The organism is Solirubrobacter ginsenosidimutans, from assembly GCF_027587205.1.
The window spans coordinates 354,705-376,659 of the sequence record NZ_JAPDOD010000003.1; the positions used below are offsets into that span (position 1 = coordinate 354,705).

Here is a 21,955-nt window from a genome sequence, read left to right on the forward strand (position 1 = left end):
CGGGAGCCGGGGCGGGTGCGGGCAGGCTGTTCGTTTTGGCCCGCCACGCCGAATCCTCGGCGAACGTCGCGCGCGAGCGCTGGGCACGCGTTCGCCAATGTCGGTACCTGGTCGATGACGGCTCGTGCTCTCAATCACCGGGATCCGACGATGCGGCGTCACCTCACCGGCGGCAAAGCTCGCGGTCGCCGGGGCCCCGGCACCAACGAACGGCGCGCAACGCGTCGCCGTATAGGAGGGATCGGCCGATGTCCAGGGCAGTTCAATTCGACGAGTACGGCGGCGTCGAGGTCCTCCAGGTGCGCGACGTCGCGCGCCCGGAGCCTGGGGCGGACCAGGTGCTCGTGGCGGTCCGCGCCGCCGGCATCAATCCCAGCGAGGCGGCGATCCGTACGGGCCGGGTCCGCGCGATCTTCCCCGCGACCTTTCCGAGCGGCCAGGGCTCGGACCTCGCCGGCGTGGTCGAGGAGGTCGGCCCGGGCGTGACGGGCGTCGCGGTGGGCGACGAGGTGATCGGCTTCACCGACAACCGCGCGAGCCAGGCCGAATACGTACTCGTCGAGACGGCCAACCTCACCGCCAAACCCGCGGAGATCCCGTGGGAAGTGGCGGGCGCGCTGTTCGTCGCCGGTTCGACGGGGGTCGCGACCGTTCGCGCAGTCGCCCCGACGGCGGGTGAGGCGGTCGTGATCGCCGGAGCGGGCGGCGGCGTCGGCGTGTTCGCGGTCCAGCTCGCCGTCCGCACCGGCGCCCGCGTGATCGCGCTCGCCGACGAGCGCCATCACGCATGGCTGCGCGAGCGCGGGGCGCTTCCCGTCGCCTACGGCGACGGCGTCGGCGAGCGCATCTCCGCGGCCGCCCAGGAGGCCCCGGTGGCCGCGTTCATCGACCTCGTCGGACGCGGCTACGTGGAGTTCGCGCTCAAGCTGGGCATCGCAAAGGACCGGATCGACACCATCGTCGACTTTCCGGCGATCGAGAAGTACGGCGTCAAGGGCGAAGGCGGCGCGGCAGCGGCGAGCGCGGCGACCCTGGCCGAACTGGCCGAGGCGATAGCGGCGGGCGAGGTCGTGGTGCCGATCCAAAGCACCTATCCGCTTGACGACGTTCAAGCGGCGTTTGCCGAGCTCGAAGCCGGTCACGTCGCCGGGAAGATCGTCCTCATTCCCTGACGTCTGGTGTGGGGCCCGTCAGACCGACGTAGCGGACTCGTCGAGCACGGTCTCCGGGTCGTGCTCCCGCGTTCGAGCCCCGTCCCCGCCGGCGAGCGGTTGCGGCGCGCGCAGATCCTGGACGACCAAGGAGACGGTCGCGGCCGCGGGGATCGCGAGCAGCGCCCCGAGCAGCCCGAGCAACGTGCCGCCGATCAGCACCGCGACAATCGTCGCGAGCGCGCTCACCTGCACGGCGCGCCGATACACGACCGGCTGGATTAGGTAGTTCTCGGCCTGCTGGTAGACGATCGCGTACGCCAGCCAGAGCGCTGCGGCGAGCGGCGAGACGAGCAGCGCGGCGAGCGCGACGACGGCCGCGCCGAGCGTCGCGCCGATCATCGGGATCAGGTCGAGAAACGCGATCAGCAGCGCCAGCGGAACGGCGAATGGGATCCCGAGCACGGTCATCGCGATCCATGCGCAGGCGCCGGCGATCACGCTGATCGCCAGGTTGCCGAGGACATAGCCGGATACCGCCACGTAGATCCGCGGTGCGATGCGCCGCCAGCGCTCTGCGCGCTTCGCCGGCAGCGCCGACAGCAGCAGCTCGAGATAGCGGTCGCGGTGCAGGATCAGCAGGAACGCGATCGACAGCACTGCGACGAGGTTGGACGCGAAGCCGATGGCGCCGACGGTGACGTCGCGCAGCGGCCCGGCGACGCGGCCGGTCTGGGCCGGCAGATTCCGCAGCTGCGCCTGGACCTTCTCGGTGATGTGATAGCGATCGTCGTAGCCGCGGACGTGCGGGTTCGCCCGAAGATCGGCGACCGCATGCTGCGCGTCAGCCGACAGGTGGCCGACCTGTGAGGAGACGCTCGGGACGACGAGCGCGCCGACGGCGAGTACCGACACCAGGCAGGCGAGGTAGACCGCAACGATCGCCCAGGCGCGGGGCAGCCGACTGCGCTGGACGGCGTCCACGACCGGGCCGAGCGCCGTCGCCGTGAACAGCGCGATCACGAAGATCTTGATGACGCCACGCGTGAGGTAGAGCACGTACAGTGCCCCCGCGCACGCGGCCACGATCGCTACGAGCCGTGCAACGCCGCGCAGCGAGGGCGCGCCGAGCTGCGCCTCGATGCGCGGCGGCGGCTCTTGGTCGGCATCGGTGGCCATCGCGTCTGTCTTAAGGGCGGTGAGCCGCGCGGACTAGACGTCCTGGCTACGGCTGACGGCGGCGATCGGAATTACGCGTGTGCGACGCGGCGGCCGCCGCGGCGGGGAGAGGCGCCGCGGCGGCCTGGTCGCTGGAAGGCGTCCCTAGGCCGGCGAGGGGTCAAGATCGCCGGGAGCGGGACGCGAGCTGACCTGCGCGTCATGTACAGCGTCTGCCCGATCAGCTGATCCGGCAAGACGTCGACACCTCGGGCGGTATGCGGACGGCATATGCAGTGGCAGGCTCGCAAGACGCCGCCATGCTGGTGCCACTACGCGCGGCCGAGCCGGCGCGCCGCGCCGGCACTGCTGACCGGAACGGGTCACGAGCTCTTGATCTCGCCGAGCTCGATCGTCACTGACCGTCGCGCGCCGCTGTCGGTGACCAGCCCGACGAACACGCGCCTCCCCGGCCGCATCGTGGCCAGCACGCCGGCGACGTCATCCACCGTTGGCGTGGCCTTGGCGTCGATCGTGACGAGCAGGTCGCCGGCCCGGATGCCGGCGCGTGCAGCCGGCCCACCCGCGCTGACGGCGACCACCCGCGCACCTCCCTCGGGATCGGTGCGCAGGTCGGTCCCGATCGCGGCCCGGTCCGAGTGCGTGACCTGCCCGGTGCTCACCAGTTGCCGGACCACATTGCGCACGCTGTTGCTCGAGATTGCAAAACCAATCCCAGGTGCGGCGCCGCCGCCGAGCTGAGGGTCGGCGGCGGCCAGAGTTGGCATGCCGACCACGCGCCCCTGCAGGTCGATGAGCGCGCCGCCGCTGTTGCCAGGGTTGATTGCGGCGCTCGTCTGGATCACGGAGGGCAATACGACGCCGTCGCCCTCGCTCACCGTGCGGCTCGTCGCGCTCACGATTCCCTGTGTCGCGCTCGACTGCAGCCCGAGCGGGTTTCCGATGGCGAGGACCATCTGCCCGATCCGCAGCTTCGAAGAGTCCGCGAACGTCGCCGGATGGAGCGCCGCGTCGGTGTGAAGGACGGCGACATCATCGGGCTTGAACACATCGCGGATCGTCGCGGGGTGTGTCGGCCACTGCTGGGGCGGTGCCGGCGCGCTGGCCCTGGCCGCCGGTGCTGGAGAGGACGATGACGCTCGCGGCCAAGGCGGCGAGAAGCGCCGTGGCCGCGGTCACGTGGGAGTGCTGTCGCTGGTGCATACCGATAGCTGCGGCCGCTCGGCCAGCAGAGCCAGTCGTCGTCGCCGTTACCGCCTAGGACGTCAGCGGGTCGCGGACGGTGCTGCCCTTCGGGGCGGCGATGGCGGAGATGATCCACCAGGTGCCGTAGACGACCAGGTAGGCGCCGACGACGAGCGCGAGCGTCACGACGCCGATGTTGGGCCAGACGATCAGGAGCACGCCGGCGACGATCGACATCAGGCCGCCGACGATGAGCCAGCCGGTACCGCCCGCGTCCAGCCGCGACAACGCCGAGGCGCCGTAGAGCTCGAGGATGCCGGCGACGATGACGTAGACGCCGACGATGATGGTCAGCGCCAGCGCCGTCGGCCCCGGGTAGGCGATCGCCACGATCGCGGCAGCAACATCGATGAGGGCGCGCAAGATCTGCAGGACCCGGTCGCCGGCGGTGCGATCGGCGCTGAACAGACGGGCGAGCGCGACCAGTGCGTCGGTGAAGCAGAAGATTGCGAACAACACGACCGCGGTGCCGATCGTGATGTTTGGCCAAACCAGGAACACGATGCCCAGCACGACCGCGAGGCCGCCGCGCAATGCAGCGTGACCGCGCGAGAGCGGAGGGGTGAACGCGAACATGTGACGCTCCCTTTTAGGTGGATCGGAACGACGGCGACGGCCGCCTATACGCGGCTATGGCGACGCCGAGCCGGCGGACCAATACGCATCGGCGATACGTTCGATAGCCGCCACGTCTCCGACGCGAACTCCGCCGCACACAGGTGCGGCAGCGCATGCGGGGAGATGGCCAGACGTGTCGCTTATCCCAGGCGCGCTCGATCGTCTTGCGGTCGGTCAAGCGCGGCGGCCAGTGTGCAGCATGAGCACAAACGGTGAGATCGAAGCAGCAGTGCGCGCCGAACTGATGGGCGACCCGCGCCTGCCTCATCCCGACGAGGTCGCGATCGCGGTCGATGCGGGGCTGGTGACGCTGCGCGGAACGGTGGGCAGCTTCGCCCAGTTGCGTGCCGCAGTCGCCGATGCCCGCCGCTCGGTTGGCGTCACGGACGTGTGGGACGAGCTGCAGGTGCGGCTGCTCAACGAGGACCGTCGCAAGGACGCCGAGATCCGTGGGGCGGCGCTGCAGCGACTGATCTGGGACTCCGAGATCCCGGGCGAATTCCTCGACGTCAAGGTCAAAGACGGCTGGCTGACACTCAAGGGGCAGCTGTCGCACCAATGGCAGAGCGACGAGGCCTTCGACCGCGTCGCGAGTCTCCACGGCGTGACCGGTGTCACGAACGAGATCAAGGTCGACGAGCGCCGCGCCGCATGATCCACATGGATTCACGCATGTCTGACACCGAAGTTCAGCGGGCCATCATGCAGGCGCTGGCCGACAACCCGCACGTCCACGCCGATGAGATCGCCGCGCAGGTCAACGCGGGCGACGTAGTCCTGCACGGAACCGTCGGCAGCCCGCTGCAGCGCGATGAGGCCGCGACCACCGCGGAGGCCGTACCCGGCGTCCGCCACGTCGACGATCAGTTGCGAGTCCGTTTCATGGACTCCGATCGGCGAGCGGACGCCGCTACACAAGCCGCGGTCGTCGACGCGCTGACGGCGGACCCGGACCTCCACACCGCCTTCCTCGACGTCGCGACCCGCGGCGGGACGGTGACGCTGCGTGGCGTGGTCGAAAACGCGGAGCTGCGTGGCAAGGCGGCGGCCATCGCGTTCAGCGTGCCCGGGGTGGATGAGGTTCACAACCGGCTCGAGTCGGCGCGCTGATGACCGACGTCCCCAAACCGGTCCAGTTATCACAGTGAGCTGGCGCCGCCCGGGGTCTACATCGAGGCGCTGCGTGCGACCTGTTCCGGCGCCGCAAGACCCAAGGTCCGGTCGACTCCTCGGCGCCAGTCGGCGACCCGCCGGGTGCGTTCGTCGGCGTGCATCTCCGGGGCCCAGCGGCGCGCGATCGTGTAATTGGCGCGCAGCTCGTCGAGCCCGGCCCAGAACCCGGTCGCAAGCCCGGCGGCGTACGCGGCGCCGGTGGCGGTGATCTCAGCCATCGACGGGGCGGCCACGGGCGAGCCCAACACATCGGACTGGAGCTGCATCAGCAGCTCGTTCTTGGTCATGCCGCCGTCCGCTCGGAGCTCTCCGAGTTGCTGGAGACCCGTGTCGGCGAGCATCGCTTCGACGAGATCGTAGGTCTGGTACGCGGTCGCCTCGAGCGCGGCCCGGGCGATGTGCCCCTTGTTTGCGAAACGCGTCAGGCCGACGATCACGCCCCGGGCATCGTCGCGCCAGTAGGGCGCAAACAGCCCGGAGAACGCGGGGACGAACACCACCCCGCCGGCATCCTGAACGGAGCGCGCGAGCGTTTCGACCTCGGGCGCGGCGTCGATCAGCCCGAGATTGTCGCGCAGCCACTGGACGAGCGCCCCGGCCATCGCGACCGAACCCTCCAGCGCGTAGACCGCGTCCGCGTCACCGAGCTTCCAGGCGACCGTGGTGATCAAGCCGTGCTCCGAGATCCGCGGCTCCGTCCCGAGCGTGAACAGGAGGAACGCTCCCGTGCCGTAGGTGTTCTTGACGTCGCCGCGATCGAAGCAGGTGTGGCCGAACAGCGACGCGGGCTGGTCGCCGAGGATCCCCGCGATGGGGACTCCGGCCAGGTCACCGGCTGCGGCGCCGTAGACCTCACTCGACGAGCGGATCTGAGGAAGCAGCGCGCGCGGGATCGCCATGACGTCGAGCAGGTCGTCATCCCACTCGAGGGTGTGAAGGTTCATCAGCAGCGTGCGGCTGGCGTTGGTCGGATCGGTGGCGTGCACCCCGCCGTCCGGCCCACCGGTCAGGTTCCACAACAGCCAGGTGTCCGGCGTTCCGAACAGCAGGTCGCCGCGCTCGGCTGCCGCGCGCCGGGAGGGCTCCTCGTCGAGCAGCCAACGGAGCTTGAGCGCGGACGAGTAGGTCGAGATCGGCAGGCCGGTGGTGCGTTGGAAGCGGTGGATGCCACCGTCGGCCGCGAGCGCGTCGACCTCGCCGGCGGTGCGCGTGTCCTGCCACGTGATCGAGCGTGCGACAGGGCGTCCTGTGTGTCGATCCCAGAGCACGACGGACTCGCGCTCGTTCGCGATCCCGATGCCGGCCACATCGGCGGCGGTGGCGCCTGCCGTATTGAGCGCCTCGTGGATGCACTCCTGGGTCCGTCGCCAGACCTGCTCCATGTCGAGCTCCACCCAGCCGGGCCGCGGGTAGTACATGGTCTGCTCGCGCTGGGCGATCGCCGCCGGGGTGCCGTCGGGCGCAAGGAGGATGCAGCGCGTGCTGGTGGTGCCGTGGTCGATGGCAGCGACGAAGCGGGCGGACATGCTCGACCTCACGCACCGGCGCCGGCGGGCACGGCTGCCGCCTCGAAGGGATCCGGAGCCGCACCATCGGGTGCCTCGGCTTCGAGCTGGCTCTTGGCCAGCTGGAGATCGCGGTGCGCGTCCTCGCCGAGAGCCGGGTACTGCGGATCGATCTCGATCAGCGCCTGTGCGATGACCGCTGCCGCGGCGACGCGCGCGAACCACTTGCGGTCCGCCGGGATGACGTACCAGGGCGCCCACTCGGTGCTGGTGTGCGTGAACATCTCCGAGAAGGCGTCCTGGTAGGCGTCCCAGTACCGGCGTTCCTGCAGGTCGTGTGAGGAGAACTTCCAATTGTGCTCGGGCAGGTCGATACGTCTCAGAAAGCGCGTGCGCTGCTCCTCCTTTGAGAGGTTGAGGAAGAGCTTCACGACCCGGAAGCCGTTCTCGGAGAGGTACCGCTCCCATTCGTTGATCGCGCGGTAGCGGTGCTTCCAGACGTGGTGCTCGTGGGACGCGGCAGGGAGTTTCTGGGCGACGAGGTTCTCGGGGTGCACACGGACGACCAGCACCTCCTCGTAGTGGGATCGGTTGAAGATCCCGATCCCGCCACGCGCCGGGAGACGCTCCTGGTAGCGACGCAGATAGTCCTGGTCGAGTTCGCTCGCGGATGGGATCTTGAAGCTCTCGACCTTCACGCCTTGCGGGTTGACGCCGCTCATGACGTGGCGGATCGTCCCGTCCTTCCCCGCCGCGTCGAGCGCTTGGAGAACCACCACGACGCCGTGCGTGGCCTGAGCCGCCAGCCGCTGCTGGTACTCCGACAGGAGCGAGATGCCATCGTCGAGCAGCCCGACCCCGTCCTTCTTCTTCTCGATGCCCGCCTTGAACGCGGGGTCGAAGTCCTTCGCCAGCTTCACGCTCGAGCCGGGGCTCACGCGAAACGGCTCGATGAACCGAGCGATTCGTTGGTTGATGTCGTCTGGCATGTCCCGAGCATCTGCTGCCGCGCCGACCCACCCGGAATACGTGATGCCACTGCTACCAGACGTCGTGTGTATGTCGCCTTACGCCAACGGCGCGGGATCGGGGATCTGGGGCAGCACACGGTTCAGCTGGTTGCGGGAGGTGATGCCGAGTTTCGTGAAGACCTTGCGCAGGTGGTAGGCGACCGTGTGCTGGCTGATGATCAAGCGGGCGCCGATCTCACGGTTCGAGAGGCCGTCGAGTGCGAGCTGCGCTATGTGGATTTCCTGGGAGGTCAACTGGTCGCGTGTCTCGACCTGGCGTTGGCGGACGTGCTCGCCGGTGGCCAGCAGCTCACGCTCGGCGCGGGCGGCGAATGCCTCGGCGCCCATGCTGGTGAACAGCTCGAGCGCGGTGCGCAGCTGGTCTCGGGCGTCGAGGCGGCGGCGTTCGCGCCGCAGCCACTCGCCGTAGAGCAGGTGTGTACGCGCGAGCTGCACGCGCACACGGGTGCGGCGCAAACGCTCGATCGCCTCCTGGTAGAGGCGCTCGGCGTCGGCGCCGTCACTGAGCAGCGCGCGCGAGCGGGCCTCGACCCCCAGCGCCCAATCACCGCCGCTGGGCCCGGTGCTCAGCACGAGCCGCTCCAGCGCCCGTTCGGCAGCGCGGCGCTCTCCGGCGCGGGCGGCCGCCTCCACGAGCTCGGCGACCGCGCTGGGCGTGCTCAGCTCGGAATAGGGCGCGACATCAACTGCCTCACACACCGCGGCGAAGGCCTCTTCGTAGCGGCCCAGACCGTTGTAGAGGACCGCGCTGGCCAGCGCGGCGAACGCCAACGCAAAGCCCTCCCCGCGTGCCTTCGCGTCCGCGGTGAAGTCCTCGACCAGCGCCGACAGCTCCGGCTCACGCCCGCGCAGCGCCGCGAGCCAGATCTCGACGTAGCGATGCGCGGGGATGCCGGTCGCCGCGGTGATCGCCCGGATCTCGCCGAGCAGCGACTCCGCCGCGGACAGCTCCCCGCACAGGACGTGGAGGTAGCTGAGCGAGGTGAGGACCAGCGGCGTGAGCGTCAGGGCACCGGCATCACGAGCACGCGTGAGCTCTCGCGTGGCGAGCAGCCTCCAGCTCTCCTCGTCCCAGACGTCCCATGCGGCGCGGCAGGCGAACGAGAACCAGCGCGACTCCTCGGGTGTGAGGGTCCGATCGTCGCGGAACGCCCTCAGGGCGGCCTTGAGAATCGGCACGGCCCTCGCGTGACCGTCGATGGGCAGCGTCGCCATCCCTTCGAGCAGGAGGTCGGTCGGCCGCGGCGGCCGGTGGGCGGCGGGTCCGGCCAGCGCCGCCTCGCTGACCTCGACGACATCGGCGCCGTGGGCGAGCGGGCCGGCGAACCGGGCCGCCTCGAGCGCTTCGAGATACGTGGTGCGCGCTCGCTCCGGGTCGACCGCCTCGAGCTCGCGGGCGGCTTTCAGCAGGAGCGGCGGAGCGTCTCTTCCACGCGTCGCCACGAAGGTGATCTGCGCGCGCAGGAGATGCACGCGCGCGCGTTGGAGATCGTCGACGCCGCCGGCCTCCGCGGCGGCGAGTAGAGCGAGGGCGTCGTCGAAGGCGCCCGACTCGTACTTCGCCTGCGCCGCCGCCAGGGCCCGCTGAGCTCGCAGGACCCGATCCGTCGTCAAGGCGGCGGCGCGCTGTAGGAAGGCGGCGGCGGCGGCCACGCCGCCACGCGCCTGCGCGCGGCCGGCGGCACGCTCGAGTTCGCCGGCGACGGACTCGTCGGTGCCGCCGGTCGCCGCGGCGAGGTGCCAGGCGCGGCGATCTGGATCGGTCTCGGCGTCGGTCGCCTCGGCCAACGCTCGATGCACCTCTCGCCGCTGCTCCGCCGATCCGGCCCGGTAGGCGGCTGAGCGCACGAGCGGATGGCGAAAGCGCACCCGGCCGTCGATCTCGATCAGCCCGGCCGATTCCGCCTGCTCTTGCGCCGCGCGCGTGATGCCGAGCCGCTCGGCCGCACGCCACACCAACGCCGGATCACCAAGAGGCTCCGCCGCCGCCACCAACAACAGTCGCTGAGCGTTCTCGGGCAGGGCCTCCAATCGCTGCTGGAAGCTCTGTTCGAGCCCGTCGGCAAGCGACAACACGTCCGGCAACCCGAATCCGCCTGCCAGCTGCGCGAGTGACAACCCGCGCGGGAGCTCGAGCAGCGCCAGCGGGTTGCCGTGTGCCTCGGCCACCAACTGCTCCGCGACGCGGTCGTCCAACCGCCCCGCGATCGCCGACGCCAAGAGCTTGCTCGCGTCGGCGTCGTCGAGCCCTTCGATCAGGAGCTCGGGCAGACCCGCGAGGGCATCGGTCGTCTGGCGAACGGCGAACAGGAGGACGACCGGGTCCGCCAGCAGCCTACGCGCAACGAAGCCCAATACCTGTGCGGACGCGCGGTCCAACCACTGCCCGTCGTCGACGATACACAGCAGCGGACGCTCCTGCGCGGCCTCCGAGAACAGACTCAACGTTGCCAGGGCAACCAGAAAGCGATCCGGCGCCCCGCCGGAGGTCACCCCGAACGTGACCTCGAGCGCATCGCGCTGCGGACCGGGAAGCCGATCGACGAAGCCGAGGACGGGCGCGCACAACAGATGCAGGGCCGCATATGGCAGCTCCATCTCAGACTCGACGCCCATCGCCCGCAGCAGCGTGAAGTCCGACGCCGATTCGCTCGTGTACTCGAGCAGGGCGGTCTTCCCGATGCCCGCCTCCCCCCGCAGGACCAGCACGCCGCTGCGGCCTGCCCGCGCGCCCTCAAGGAGCCCGGCCAGGGCCGCGAGTTCGTCCGTGCGACCGCGGGGCCTGGGGACCTCGGCGGGGGAACGTGAGCCGGTCACATGTTGAACTCTGCGCGCTTACGCCACCGAAGGCAACTGGGTGAGCACGCTCTATCGCTAAGCGCGAGGTCGGGCAGCAGTCAGGACGACTATCAGCAGCGCAGTCATGACTGTCAACTCAGACGATTCGAATCGCAGCGTGTCCACGTACCGTCGGCGCCGGGTTTGGCAAAGATGGAAGGACCGACTGTGGAACTGCGGCATCTTCGGTATTTCGTAGCCATCGCCGAGGAGGGGAGCTTCAGCCGCGCCGCCGAGCGCGTGTGGGTCGCTCAACCGGCGCTCTCGACGCAGATTCGGCAGCTGGAAGCCGAACTCGGCGTCAGGCTCTTCGAACGCCATCCACGCGGCGTCCACTTGACCACGGCGGGGCAGGAGTTCCTCCAGCGCACCCGCGCCGCGCTGGCCGCGGTGGAGACGGCGGCCGTCACGGGACGCGAGCTCGAAGCAGGAGTAACCGGGAGCGTGAGGCTCGGAATCGCCAGCGGCCCCCGGTGGCGGCACGTCTGGGCTCTGCTCCGGCGCTTCACGCGCGAGCGGCCCGGGGTGGAGGTCAGCATGGTCGAGGCCTACGGCGGAACGTTGTGGCATGAGCTCCGCGAACGGCGTCTCGACGCGGTCGTCGCGCCGGCGGGGCACGGGTCGCCCGACCTCAAGGCGCTCGAACTCGGTTCAGAGGGGTGGGTGGCCCTCATAGGCAGTGGTCATCGGCTGGCCGCTGCCGGTCCGATCGCCGCCACGGATCTCGACGGCGAGCGGATCGCCGTCACGGGCCACCGTGACGATGCGGCGCTCGACGCGGCGGTCACCCAACTGCTCGCGGACCTTGACGTCGTCGCCGCGCACACACGCGGCCTCCCGGGACCGCCGTTGTACGCGGCCGTCGCGGAGAACGAGGTGATCGCGCTGACGACGATGCCCGACGATGTCCCGCCCGGCGTGATCGCCCGGACACTGCATCCTCGCCGCACGTTGGACTTCGAGCTGCTGTGGCGCAACGAAGCGCCGTCCGCCGCAGTGGCGGCACTAATCAGCGCGGCGGCTCGTCCAACGCGCATGTCCGTCCGCTCGCTCGCGGCCGTCGCGTGAACCCCCGCGACGACAGCCGGCGACCTTCTCGGCTGCTCACCGCGGCCGAGGAGGTCGCACTCGCACGGCGGGTGGAACGCGGAGACCTCGCAGCCAAGGAGACGATGATCGAGAGCAATCTGCGGTTGGTGCACGCGGTGGCGAGAACGTACCGCGGAAGCGGGGTTCCGTTCGCGGATCTGGTTCAAGAGGGGACGCTCGGTCTGGTGCGCGCCGTCGAACGGTTCGATCCTCGCCGCGGGCTGCGGTTCTCGACGTACGCGATGTGGTGGATCCGGCATTCGATCCATGACGCCGTCGCGGATTCGCGGATGATCCGAATCCCGCCCAAGGCGCGTCAGCAGCTCGCCGCGGTGCGGCGCGCCGAGGCCGAGCTCGGGCGAACCGGCCCGCGGCACGCTTCAGATACGGCGATCTCGGAGCACGCGCATCTGAGCCCGCGAACCGTCCGTGCCTTGCGCAGCGCGGGAAGGGTCATCGCCTCATTGGACGAGCCGATCGGCGAGGACGCGGCGGTGCTGGGCGACGTCATGGCCGACGAGCGCGCGATCGATCCGGCGGAGAACGCGATCGCGAAGGAGAGCCGCCATGAGGTCGCCGCGATGCTGCGGCTGCTCCCGGAACGTCACCGCGAGGTGCTCATCCGTCGCTACGGGTTGGATGGCGGGCGCACCCACAGCCACGAGGAGATCGGGGCGTGGCTGGGGGTGGGACCGGAACGCAGCCGCCAGATCGAGCGTGACGCACTGCACCGCCTGCGTGCGGTCGCGGCCCCGTCGGCGCGCGCGGCCTAGCGATGCCTCCTCAGCGTCCGTGCCACACCGGGGCGCGCTTGTCCTTGAACGCCCGCGCCCCCTCGTGGGCGTCATCGCTCGCGATCAATCCGGCGACGAGGGGGTCCTGCGCCGCGAACGCGTCCTCGTCATCCAATCCTTCGGCGGCGCGCACGATCCGCTTGACGGCCGCCAGCGCCAACGGCGCGTTGCGGGCCACGCGTGTGGCCAGCTCCCGCGCCTCGTCCAGCGCGGCGCCGGATGCGGTCAACGTCGTGACGAGCCCGAACCGGCCGGCCTCGGCGGCGGGCAAAGGCTCGCCCGTGAGCAGGACGCGGAGCGCGACGTGGTACGGGACGCGTTGCGGCAGCCTGATCAGGCCTCCCTCGGAGGCGACGAGTCCCCGGGTGACCTCGGGGAAGCCGAACTTCGCATCCTCGGCGGCGACGATCAGGTCGCAGGCCAGCGCGAGCTCGAAGCCGCCGCCGAGCGCCCAGCCCTCGACGGCGGCGATCAGTGGCTTGCGCACCGTCGCTCGCGTCAAGCCGCCGAACCCGCGGCCCGGAAGGGTCGGAACCTCGCCCGCGGCGAACGCCTTCAGATCCATCCCAGCGCAGAACGTGCCACCCGCCCCGGTCAGCACGCCCACCGAGAGGTGCGGGTCCGCGTCGAGCCGATCGACCGCCGCCGCGAGCTGGACGGCGACCTCATGGTTGACCGCGTTCTTCTGGGCGGAGCGGTTGATGGTGATGATCAGCACGCCGTCGTGAGGCTCGGCGAGCACGAGATCCGTCGGCATCACGCTGCCTCCTGCTTCGTCGCTGCTGGGATGACGCCCGTGGTGCGCAGTCGCGCGATCTCGGCGCTGCTGAACCCGAGCTCGCCGAGCACCTCGTCGTTGTGTTCGCCGAGCTCCGGGGCGCGCGTCGCGCGCGCCTTCGTGAGCCCGCGGACGGTGACCGGGCTGCTCACGGTCTCAGCCAGCTCACCGACACCGTCCAGGGGCACGACCATCTCGTTGGCGCGCAGCTGCGGGTCGGCGGCAACCTCCTCGGGCGTCTGGATGACGCCGTAGGTGATATGCGCGCGATCGAGCACGTCTTGCCAGTGCGCCAGCGACTGCGAGCGGAACGCCGCGTCGAGGAGGTCGGTCAGCTCCGCGGAGTGCTTCGCCATGGCGTGCGCGTCGGCAAAGCGCGGGTCCGCGGGCAGCTCGGGATGCCCGACCGCCTTCGCGAGGCCTGGCCAGTGTGGCGGGGAGGCGACGAGCATGAACCAGCGGCCGTCGGAGGACTGGTACGGGTTGATGAGCGGGTTCGTGGGTGCGTTCGGGTTGTGCAGGCCGTACGACCGGCCGCCGGCGAGGGCGCCGGTGACGAAGGTTCCGGCCGCCCACACACCCCCGGCGAGCAGCGAGGTGCCGACGCTCGTGCCCTTCCCGGTGCGCTCGCGGTGGTAGATCGCGGTCACGATCGCCGCGTAGAGCCCGATCGCCGACGCGTAGTCGCCGCTGCCGGGGACCGGTACCGTCGGCGGCGCTCCTGCGTCGCGGGTCGACGACAGCAGCCCGCTGCGCGACCAGTAGGCGGTCAGGTCGAAGCCCGGCAGCTTGGCGTCCGGGCCGGCATCCCCGAACCCGGTGACATCGGCGTAGACGACGCGCGGATTCCACGCGCTGACCTGCTCGTAGCCCAGGTGCAGCTCCTCGCGGGCGCCGTGGGGCGCGTTCGTGATCACGACGTCCGCCCACTCCACGAGCCGCTGGAGGATGGTGGTCCCGCCTGGAGACTTGAGGTCGATGCACATCCCGCGCTTGTTGTGATTGGCGAGATGCCAGGAGTAGTTCGCATGCGCCCGCGGGCTCGGCGGCACGCTGCTCAGCACCCGCTGGAGATCGCCGGCCGGCGGTTCGACCTTGATCACGTCGGCGCCGAAGTCCGCGAGCACGGTCGCGGCAGCCGGTCCGGCGATGAAGCTGGCGGCGTCGAGGACCTTCAGGCCCGAGAATACGGTCATCGTCTCACCCCACGAAGGCGCTGAGGCCGGTCACCGAGCGCCCGACGATGAGGGTCTGCATCTCGCGCGTGCCCTCATAGGAGTAGATCGCCTCGGCGTCGGCCACGAAGCGGCCGATGTTGTAGTCCAGCACGATCCCGTTGCCGCCCAGCAGTTCGCGGGCCCAGCTCACCGTCTCGCGCATCCGCACCGTGCAGTAGGCCTTCGCGAGCCCCGAATGCTCGTCTTTGTAGACGCCCGCGTCCTGCAGTTGGGCCAGGCGGACCATCATGCCGAACGACGCCGTGGCGTTGCCCAGCATCTTCACAAGCAGATCCTGCACGAGCTGGAACTTGCCGATCGGCCGTCCGAACTGCTCGCGCTCCTTGGCGTACTGGAGCGCGATCTCGTACGCCGCCAGCGTCATGCCCACCGCTTCCCAGGCCACGCCGCTACGCGTCTGGCGCAGGATCTTGGCGGTGTCCTTGAACGAGTTCGCGTGCTGGAGACGGTTGGCCTCCGGAACCCGGCAGTCTTCGAGCGTGATGTCGGCGTTCTGGACGATCCGCAGCGCGATCTTGCGCTCGATCTTCGTCGCGCTGAATCCGGGGGTGCCCTTCTCGACGATGAACCCCAGGACCTGATCGGTCTCGGCGTCGCGGGCCCAGATGATCACCACGTCGGCGAAGGTTCCGTGGCCGATCCAGCGCTTGGCTCCGTCGAGGATCCATGCGTCGCCGTCGCGGCGCGCGGTCGTCGCCATCCCGCCCGCGACATCCGACCCGCCATGCGGCTCGGTCAAGCCGAATGCGCCGATCTTCTCGAAGCGGCTCATGGCCGGCAGCCACGCGCGTTGCTGCGCCGCGGAGCCGCAGGCGAGGATGCTTCCCATGGCCAGCCCGGTGTGTACGCCGAAGCCTGTCGCCACCGACGCGTCAGCGTGCGCGAGCTCCATCGCGATCATTCCCTGAAGCAGGTTGCTCGGCTTGTCCTGTGCGGATGCCGGGTCCGCCCAGTCCGTCAGCCCGAGCTTCGCGAAGCCGTCGAAGAGCTGGAACGGAAACTCGGCGCGGGCCCAGTACTCGTCCACGATCGGCGCGACCTCGGTGCGCAGGAACTCACGCAACCGGCCGATCGCCGCCTTCTCCGTGTCGGACAGCAGGTCCTCGTACGCATAGAAATCGCCCGGCAGCGGCCCGGGATGCAAGTGCGGAGTGGGCGCCTTCGGCAGCGTCGCCGCAGCGGTCGTCGAATGAGTCATCCGACGACCATGAGTCCGTCATGAGGCACGAGCTAGAGGTTCTACGTATCGGCGTCTCAGACGCCGTGTCTGGCGGGTGTGGCACACCTGCCACACATCGTTTCCTCATGGAACTCCGTCATCTGAGGTATTTCGTCGCCGTCGCCGAGGAGCTGCACTTCCGCCGCGCCGCCGAGCAGCTGCACGTGGCACAACCTGCAGTCAGCGAGCAGATCCGCAAGCTCGAAGCCGAGCTCGGCGTCACGCTGCTCAATCGCACCCACCGCGACGTGTCGCTCACGGTCGCGGGCGCGGCGCTGCTGGAGGAGGCCCGCGTGGTGCTCCGCCAAGCCGACGTCGCGGTGCAGGCCGCGCGCACGGCCCAGCAGGGACAGCTCGGCCGGCTGCACGTCGGCTACCTCGCTGATTCGCTGCCTGCCAGCATCCCGCGGGCGCTCGCCAGGTTCCGGATCGCCGCACCTGGCATCGAGGTGCTGCTGCGCGCCGGGCCGGCGTCGCGGCTCGCGAAGGACGTGAGCGACGGCACGCTCGACCTCGCCATCCTCTGCCTGCCCGCGCCCGTCGGCGACCTCCGGGTGACAGGGTTGGGTACCGAGACCGCCGTGGTCGCGCTACCGGCCACCGATCGGCTCGCGGCGTACCCGAGCGTCTCACCGAGACAGATCGGCGAGCGCCAGCTCGTTCTGCTCCCGCGCGCGCACAACCCGGGGTTTCACGACGGCGTCGTCGCCGCGTGGCGCACCGCCGGCCTCATGCCGGCCTACCTCGACACGGCACAGGCTGACATCGGGCACGCGCAACTGGCCGTGGCCTCCGGGGCGGGCGTCGCGGTGCTGCCTGCCTCGAGCGCGGAGCGCGTGGCGGTCCCCGGCGTACGCATCGTGCCGCTGCAAGGTGGCCCCACGTGTGAGATCGCGATCGTCTCGCGTCCGCAGGCGTCCACGAGGGTCGCCGGTTTCATCGCGCTCGCGGAGCGTCTCGCTCACGCCGAGACCAAGCGCCAGTCGCTGGCGGTCGCGGCCTGACCGGCGGCGGGGCGGCGGCTCTGCGCCGCCCGCCACGGTCGCCTATGTTGCCGCGAGGAGGCGGAGCGAGGGCTTGTCGATCTTGCCCACGGCGTTCTTCGGGAGGGTCTCGAGCAGCTCGATGGCCACCGGCCGCTTATACCTCGCCAGACGCTCGACGCAGAGGTCGTGCAGCTCGCCCACGCCGGCGTCGGCCTCCGGACGCAACGCGACGTAGGCGACGACGACCTCGCCGAGCACGCCGTCGGGCCGGCCGACGACGGCGGCCTCGAGCACCGCGTCGTGGCTGTAGAGAACGGTCTCGATCTCCTTGGGATAGATGTTCTCGCCGCCCCGGATGATCATGTCCTTGATGCGGTCGACGATCCGCAGGTAGCCATCGGGGTCGAAGACGCCGACGTCGCCGCTGTGCAGCCAGCCGTCGACAACCGTCTTCGCCGTGTCCTCGGGCCGGTTGAGGTAGCCGCGCATGACGTTCGCTCCGCGGATGACGACCTCGCCGCGCTCGCCCTGAGGCACCGGGTCGCCGTTGGAGTCGACGACGCGCACCTCCTGCCCCGGCAGCGGGAGCCCGACGGTGCCGGGCTTGCGCACGCCGTCGTAGGGGTTCAGCGTCGAGGCGCACGAGCCCTCGGACAGCCCGTAGCCCTCGACGAGCACGACGCCGAGCGTGCGCTCCACGCGCGCGATCAGCTCTGCGGGCATCGGCGCGGCGCCGCACACCACGAGCCGCAGCGATGCGGTGTCGGCGGAGCCGGCTTCCGGCAGCGAGGTCAGCATCGCGTAGATCGCCGGGACGGCCGAGAAGTACGTCGGCCGGACCCGCTCGACCAGGCCGAAGAACGTCTTCGGGCTGAACCGGCCGGCGACGGTCACGCGGCCGCCCGCAAGCAGGGGCGTGAGGGTGCCGACGACGATGCCGTTGACGTGGAAGAGCGGCAGGATCAGGAGGCTGTGGTCGGCGGCGCTCATTCCCAGCCCGGCGCGCGTCATCTCGGTCATCGCGGCGAGGTTCGCGTGATCGAGCATCACGCCCTTCGGCTTGCCGGTCGTCCCGCTCGTGTAGATCAGCAGTGCGAGCGCGCCGGGCTCGACCGCTGCGGGCTCGGCGTGGAGCGCGGGCTCGGCAGCGAGTGCGCCGACCTCGACGACGGTCGCGTCGAGGTCGAGCCCTTCGCCGATGACCAGTTTGGCCCCGGCGTCGTCGACCTGGTACTGCATCTCGGAGGTGGTGAGCGCGGGGTTGACCGGCGTCGCCGCGGCGCCGACGCGCCACGCGGCGAACAGCGTGACGATCAACTCGACCCTGTTCGGGAGGGCGACGGCGACGACGTCGCCCGCACCCACACCCATGCGGACGAGCAGGGCGGCGGCGCGCGCGACGCGATCCGCGAACGCGGTGTTGTCGAGCGTGACGGTGTCGTCGGCGATCGCCCGGCCGTCCGGCTGGGCGGCGGCACGGGTCTCCGGCAGCGCGGCCAATGGGACGGTGACGGTTTCGGGTAGGGACATGGCGTTCCTCGTGTTCGGTGGTTCGCAATCGGCAGCCAACCTACGCGCGGGCAGACAGCGCACCTATGGGACGTCACGACGAAGTTCATCGATGCGTTGGGGCGTCGCCACAAGCCGCTGCGCGAGTTCGAGCGAGCCCCGCGCGCGCACCTGCTGCAGCGTGATCGTCCGCTCGGCGCGACCCCGGCCGGCGAAGCTGATCGCCCAATGGAAGACGGCGCTCACCCGATTCTTGAAGCCGGTGAGGAACGCGAGATGCACGACGAGCCACAGCAGCCACGCGGGCGAGCCGGAGAGCCGGATCCGCCCGCGCTGCGCGACCGCGAACGAGCGCGACACCGCGGCGAGGCTCCCGCGGTCGCGGTACTTCAACGGCCGCGGCTCGCCACGGCCGCGCACCGCGCGCACGATCTCGCCCGCCGCGTGGCGGCCTGACTGCAGCGCCACCTGGGCCATGCCGGGGAGCCCCTGGAGCGCCATCATGTCGCCGACGACGAAGACCTCCGGATGCCCGGGCAGGCTGCAGTTCGCCGTCACCTCGACGCGGCCGCCGCGGTCCAGCCGCGCCCCGCTCGCCTCGGCCAGCAGCTCGCCGAGCGGCGAGGCGTGGACGCCGGCGGCCCAGATCTTCGTCCTTGCCTCGATCCGCCCGCCGGCGAGGTCGAGCCCCTCGCGGTCGACGTGCTCGACGCGTTCTCCGAGCCGCAGCTCGACCCCGAGCCGGGTCAGCTCCTCCGCCGCCTTCCCCGAGAGCCTCTCGTCGTAGGGCGTGAGCAGGCGGTCGACCGCGTCGACGACCACGATCCGCGCCTCGGCGGGGTCGATCCGGCGAAAGTTCGAGCGCAGGGTCGTGCGCGCGAGCTCGGCGACCTGCCCGGCGAGCTCGACCCCGGTCGGGCCGCCGCCGACGATCACGAACGTCAGCCACGCGGCGCGCGCGATCGGATCGTCCTCGACCTCGGCCAGCTCGAAGGCGCCGAAGATGCGCCCGCGGACCTCGAGCGCGTCGTCGATCGTCTTCAGGCCGGGCGCATGGGCGGCGAACTCGTCGTGCCCGTAGTAGGACGTGCCGGCGCCGGCGGCGACGATCAGGCTGTCATAGGGGGTGGAGTGCTCATTTTCGGGCGAGCGCCACGTGACCGTGCGCGCCGCCAGGTCGAGTCCCGTCACCTCGCCGAACGCCACCCGCGCGTTGCGCTGGTAGCGCAGGATGTCGCGCGTCGGCGGCGCGATCTCGCCCTCGGACAGGATCCCGGTCGCCACCTGGTAGAGCAGCGGCTGGAACAGGTGGTGGGTCGTGCGGTCGATCACCGTCACCTCGACCGGCGCGTGGTTGAGGCGCCGGACCGCGAACAGTCCGGCGAAACCCGAGCCGATGACCACGACGCGGTGGGCGGCGGAGGCGTCGCGCGGATGGGAGTTCGAAGTGGTCATGCGCGTCCATGCGCGCGAGTGCCGCGCACGGGAAGACGAGTCACCGATCGGGGCGAGAGGATTCACGTATCGGAGCCAGAGGAGGACGCAATGACCGAGGAAGCCGACCGCACGGGGCTCGCCGCCCGGCGCGTGATTGTGGGCATGTGCGGTGGCGCGGTCGCGGCGGCGCTCGCGCTCGTCGCGGGCGCGTCTTGGTCGGTCGCGGCACTGTGCGCCTCAGACGTCGCCTCGCTCGTCTTCGTCGTGTGGGTGTGGCTAGGCGTCGCCGGCGTCGACGCGGCGGGCAGCGCGCGGATCGCGCGCTCGGAGGACGCCTCGCGCGCCGCGGCCGAAGCGGTGCTGATCGGAGCGGGTGTCGCGAGCCTCATCGCCGTCGTGTTCACGTTCGCTGAGGCCGGAAATGCGCATGAGCCGCAGCGTGGCGTGCTGGCGGGGCTCGCGATCACGAGCATCGCGCTGGCCTGGACCTCGGTGCACACGGTCTATGTCCTCCGCTACGCACGGCTGTACTACAGCCCGCCGGAGGGGGGCGTCGACTTCCACGGCGAGGCGCCCGACTACGGGGACTTCGCCTATCTCGCACTGTCGATCGGCATGACCTTCCAGGTCTCCGACACCGACCTCACCGGCAAGCGCATGCGGCGAGTGGCGCTCCGCCACGCGCTGCTCTCCTACGTCTTCGGCACGGTGATCGTCGCCACCACTGTCAGCTCGGCCGCCGCGCTGCTCGGAACCTGAGCCCCCGATGGCATACGATCGGTGGTGAGGAGATGGTCGTCCAGACCGAAACGGCATCGGGCACCGCCACGCCGCCTGCGGTGCGCGAGCTGGCCGCGGAGCTGCTGCCGCAGAGCGCGGAGATCGCCCGGGCGATGAACGACCACCTGTTCGCGATGATGCCGGAGCTGCGCGAGCGCGACGACGGCGAGTTGCGCCTCGAGACGCTGGCGAGCTGCGAGGTCAACATCGCGCAGGTGTTGCGCCTGCAGAAGCTCGGGGCCGGCCCGCAGCAGCTCGTGCTCCCGGTCGAGGCCGCCGAGTGGGCGCGCAGCCTCGTGCGCCGCGGGATCACGCTGGCGACGCTCCTGCGCGCGTATCGGCTCGGCCACGCGTGGCTGTGGGACCGCTGGTCGCAGCAGCTCTACGAGCGGGTCCCCGACAGCGAGGAGTGCATCGCCGCCGAGCAGCACAGCTCGGCGTTCATGTTCGCCTACATCGACTTGATCTCGGACGTGCTGGTCGCCGAGTACGGGTCCGAGCGTGAGCGGGTGATGCGCAGCGCCGAGCAGCTGCGCGCCGAGACCGTGCGCGCGATCCTGGCCGGCGAGCCGCTCGACGGCGAGGTCGCGAGCCGGCGGCTCGGCTACGAGCTGCGCCGTCACCACGTGGCGCTGCGCGTGAGCGGCCGGGGCAGCGAGCTGCGCGGGCTCGAGCGCGCGGCGCGCGAGGCCGCCGCCGCGGTCGGAGCGGGCGACCCGCTGGTGGTCGCGACGGGCGCGGCGACCGTCGACGTCTGGTCCGGCGCGCTTCGGCCCCCGGGCCCGCTCACAGGACTCGATGCCTACGTGCCTCCGGACGGCATCCTGGTGGCGGTCGGGACGCCCGGGCAGGGGATCGACGGCTTCCGCCGCTCGCACGTAGAGGCGCTGCAGGCGGGGCGTGTGGCTGCGCTCGCCCGCGGCGCGGCGGCCGCCGTGACGCGCTATGAGCGCGTCGAGCTCGTCGCGCTGCTGGCGAGCGACTTTCCACGCGCGCGGGCCTTTGTGGGCACGCGCCTCGGCTCGCTCGCCGCCCCGGACGAGTCCGCCGGGCGCCTGCGCGAAACCGTGCTCGCCTTCCTGGTCGCGGGCGGCAGCGCGACGCGCGTGGCCAAGCTGCTCTTCGTCCATCAGAACACGGTTGCGTACCGCGTCAAACGTGCAGAGGAGCTGCTCGGCCGGCGCGTGACGGATGACCCGATCGAGCTGACGTGCGCCCTGACGCTCGCCGCGGTTCTCGGGTCGTCGGTGCTGGCCGAGGATGACGAAGGCGAGCCGCCCGCCGGCGAGTGATCGCGCTCAGAGCGCCTGCACGAGCACGAGCGCGACGCCGAAGAGGTACCACAGCGCGATCACGAGCGTGAGCGTGGCGAGCGGCAGGTTGGA

19 protein-coding genes are annotated in these 21,955 nt (G+C 70.8%); 8 read left to right on the plus strand and 11 right to left on the minus strand.

Going from position 1 to position 21,955, the window contains the following annotated elements; all coding sequences use genetic code 11:
- Nucleotides 1–248: 248 nt before the first annotated feature.
- A complete protein-coding gene (locus tag OM076_RS06320; RefSeq protein WP_270038640.1) occupies nucleotides 249–1,172 on the plus strand; it encodes an NADP-dependent oxidoreductase in 924 nt (307 codons plus the stop codon).
- A gap of 18 nt (nucleotides 1,173–1,190) precedes the next feature.
- Here the strand turns inward: OM076_RS06320 and OM076_RS06325 are convergent, their stop codons facing one another.
- From OM076_RS06325 to OM076_RS06340, 3 genes are all read right to left on the minus strand, one after another.
- On the minus strand, nucleotides 1,191–2,330 hold the full coding sequence (locus tag OM076_RS06325) for an AI-2E family transporter (protein ID WP_270038641.1): 1,140 nt from the start codon (nucleotides 2,328–2,330) through the stop codon (nucleotides 1,191–1,193).
- 362 nt (nucleotides 2,331–2,692) lie between these two features.
- Nucleotides 2,693–3,379, minus strand: coding sequence for a S1C family serine protease (locus OM076_RS46750; RefSeq protein ID WP_372517998.1), 687 nt, complete (start codon nucleotides 3,377–3,379; stop codon nucleotides 2,693–2,695).
- A gap of 208 nt (nucleotides 3,380–3,587) precedes the next feature.
- Complete coding sequence (locus OM076_RS06340) at nucleotides 3,588–4,151, minus strand: HdeD family acid-resistance protein (protein WP_270038642.1); 564 nt, start codon at nucleotides 4,149–4,151, stop codon at nucleotides 3,588–3,590.
- A gap of 241 nt (nucleotides 4,152–4,392) precedes the next feature.
- Between OM076_RS06340 and OM076_RS06345 the strand changes: the two genes are divergently transcribed.
- Entirely contained in the window at nucleotides 4,393–4,848 is a 456-nt protein-coding gene (locus OM076_RS06345) for a BON domain-containing protein (protein ID WP_270038643.1), read from the plus strand.
- A gap of 17 nt (nucleotides 4,849–4,865) precedes the next feature.
- Complete coding sequence (locus tag OM076_RS06350) at nucleotides 4,866–5,303, plus strand: BON domain-containing protein (protein ID WP_270038644.1); 438 nt, start codon at nucleotides 4,866–4,868, stop codon at nucleotides 5,301–5,303.
- 56 nt (nucleotides 5,304–5,359) lie between these two features.
- Here OM076_RS06350 and glpK read toward each other — a convergent pair whose 3' ends face one another.
- The 3 genes from glpK to OM076_RS45895 form a co-directional block, all read right to left on the minus strand.
- A complete protein-coding gene (gene glpK, locus OM076_RS06355; protein ID WP_270038645.1) occupies nucleotides 5,360–6,892 on the minus strand; it encodes a glycerol kinase GlpK in 1,533 nt (510 codons plus the stop codon).
- An 8-nt stretch (nucleotides 6,893–6,900) separates the two neighbouring features.
- Nucleotides 6,901–7,860 carry a PPK2 family polyphosphate kinase gene (locus OM076_RS06360; protein WP_270038646.1) on the minus strand — a complete coding sequence of 320 codons (960 nt, stop codon included), beginning with the start codon at nucleotides 7,858–7,860 and terminating at the stop codon, nucleotides 6,901–6,903.
- A gap of 78 nt (nucleotides 7,861–7,938) precedes the next feature.
- Nucleotides 7,939–10,719, minus strand: coding sequence for a helix-turn-helix transcriptional regulator (locus OM076_RS45895; protein WP_270038647.1), 2,781 nt, complete (start codon nucleotides 10,717–10,719; stop codon nucleotides 7,939–7,941).
- Here OM076_RS45895 and OM076_RS06370 point away from each other — a divergent pair, their 5' ends adjacent.
- The gene (locus OM076_RS06370) at nucleotides 10,720–11,808 is read left to right on the plus strand and encodes a LysR family transcriptional regulator (RefSeq protein WP_270038648.1); all 1,089 of its coding nucleotides are present in this window, start codon (nucleotides 10,720–10,722) and stop codon (nucleotides 11,806–11,808) included.
- Nucleotides 11,805–12,602 carry a sigma-70 family RNA polymerase sigma factor gene (locus OM076_RS06375; RefSeq protein ID WP_270038649.1) on the plus strand — a complete coding sequence of 266 codons (798 nt, stop codon included), beginning with the start codon at nucleotides 11,805–11,807 and terminating at the stop codon, nucleotides 12,600–12,602. Before OM076_RS06370 ends, OM076_RS06375 begins: the two co-directional genes overlap by 4 nt.
- Nucleotides 12,603–12,612: 10 nt before the next feature.
- Here the strand turns inward: OM076_RS06375 and OM076_RS06380 are convergent, their stop codons facing one another.
- Genes OM076_RS06380 through OM076_RS06390 form a run of 3 tightly spaced genes read right to left on the minus strand, consistent with a single transcriptional unit; the run spans nucleotide 12,613 to nucleotide 15,837 of the window.
- The gene (locus OM076_RS06380) at nucleotides 12,613–13,380 is read right to left on the minus strand and encodes a crotonase/enoyl-CoA hydratase family protein (protein ID WP_270038650.1); all 768 of its coding nucleotides are present in this window, start codon (nucleotides 13,378–13,380) and stop codon (nucleotides 12,613–12,615) included.
- Complete coding sequence (locus OM076_RS06385; RefSeq protein ID WP_270038651.1) at nucleotides 13,380–14,597, minus strand: CaiB/BaiF CoA transferase family protein; 1,218 nt, start codon at nucleotides 14,595–14,597, stop codon at nucleotides 13,380–13,382. Before OM076_RS06385 ends, OM076_RS06380 begins: the two co-directional genes overlap by 1 nt.
- Nucleotides 14,598–14,601: 4 nt before the next feature.
- Complete coding sequence (locus OM076_RS06390; protein WP_270038652.1) at nucleotides 14,602–15,837, minus strand: acyl-CoA dehydrogenase family protein; 1,236 nt, start codon at nucleotides 15,835–15,837, stop codon at nucleotides 14,602–14,604.
- Nucleotides 15,838–15,944: 107 nt separating this feature from the next.
- Here OM076_RS06390 and OM076_RS06395 point away from each other — a divergent pair, with 107 nt between their 5' ends.
- Nucleotides 15,945–16,862 carry a LysR family transcriptional regulator gene (locus OM076_RS06395; protein ID WP_270038653.1) on the plus strand — a complete coding sequence of 306 codons (918 nt, stop codon included), beginning with the start codon at nucleotides 15,945–15,947 and terminating at the stop codon, nucleotides 16,860–16,862.
- 42 nt (nucleotides 16,863–16,904) lie between these two features.
- On the opposite strand, the gene OM076_RS06400 is transcribed toward OM076_RS06395, so the two are convergent.
- A complete protein-coding gene (locus OM076_RS06400; RefSeq protein WP_270038654.1) occupies nucleotides 16,905–18,374 on the minus strand; it encodes a class I adenylate-forming enzyme family protein in 1,470 nt (489 codons plus the stop codon).
- A gap of 63 nt (nucleotides 18,375–18,437) precedes the next feature.
- Nucleotides 18,438–19,808: an NAD(P)/FAD-dependent oxidoreductase gene (locus OM076_RS06405; protein ID WP_270038655.1), complete on the minus strand. Its 1,371-nt coding sequence runs from the start codon at nucleotides 19,806–19,808 to the stop codon at nucleotides 18,438–18,440.
- A 90-nt stretch (nucleotides 19,809–19,898) separates the two neighbouring features.
- On the opposite strand from OM076_RS06405, the gene OM076_RS06410 reads away from it, so the two are divergent.
- Together OM076_RS06410 and OM076_RS06415 are read left to right on the plus strand one after the other, a co-directional pair.
- Nucleotides 19,899–20,549, plus strand: coding sequence for a DUF1345 domain-containing protein (locus OM076_RS06410; RefSeq protein ID WP_270038656.1), 651 nt, complete (start codon nucleotides 19,899–19,901; stop codon nucleotides 20,547–20,549).
- A gap of 32 nt (nucleotides 20,550–20,581) precedes the next feature.
- Complete coding sequence (locus tag OM076_RS06415) at nucleotides 20,582–21,862, plus strand: PucR family transcriptional regulator (RefSeq protein WP_270038657.1); 1,281 nt, start codon at nucleotides 20,582–20,584, stop codon at nucleotides 21,860–21,862.
- Nucleotides 21,863–21,955: the final 93 nt, after the last annotated feature.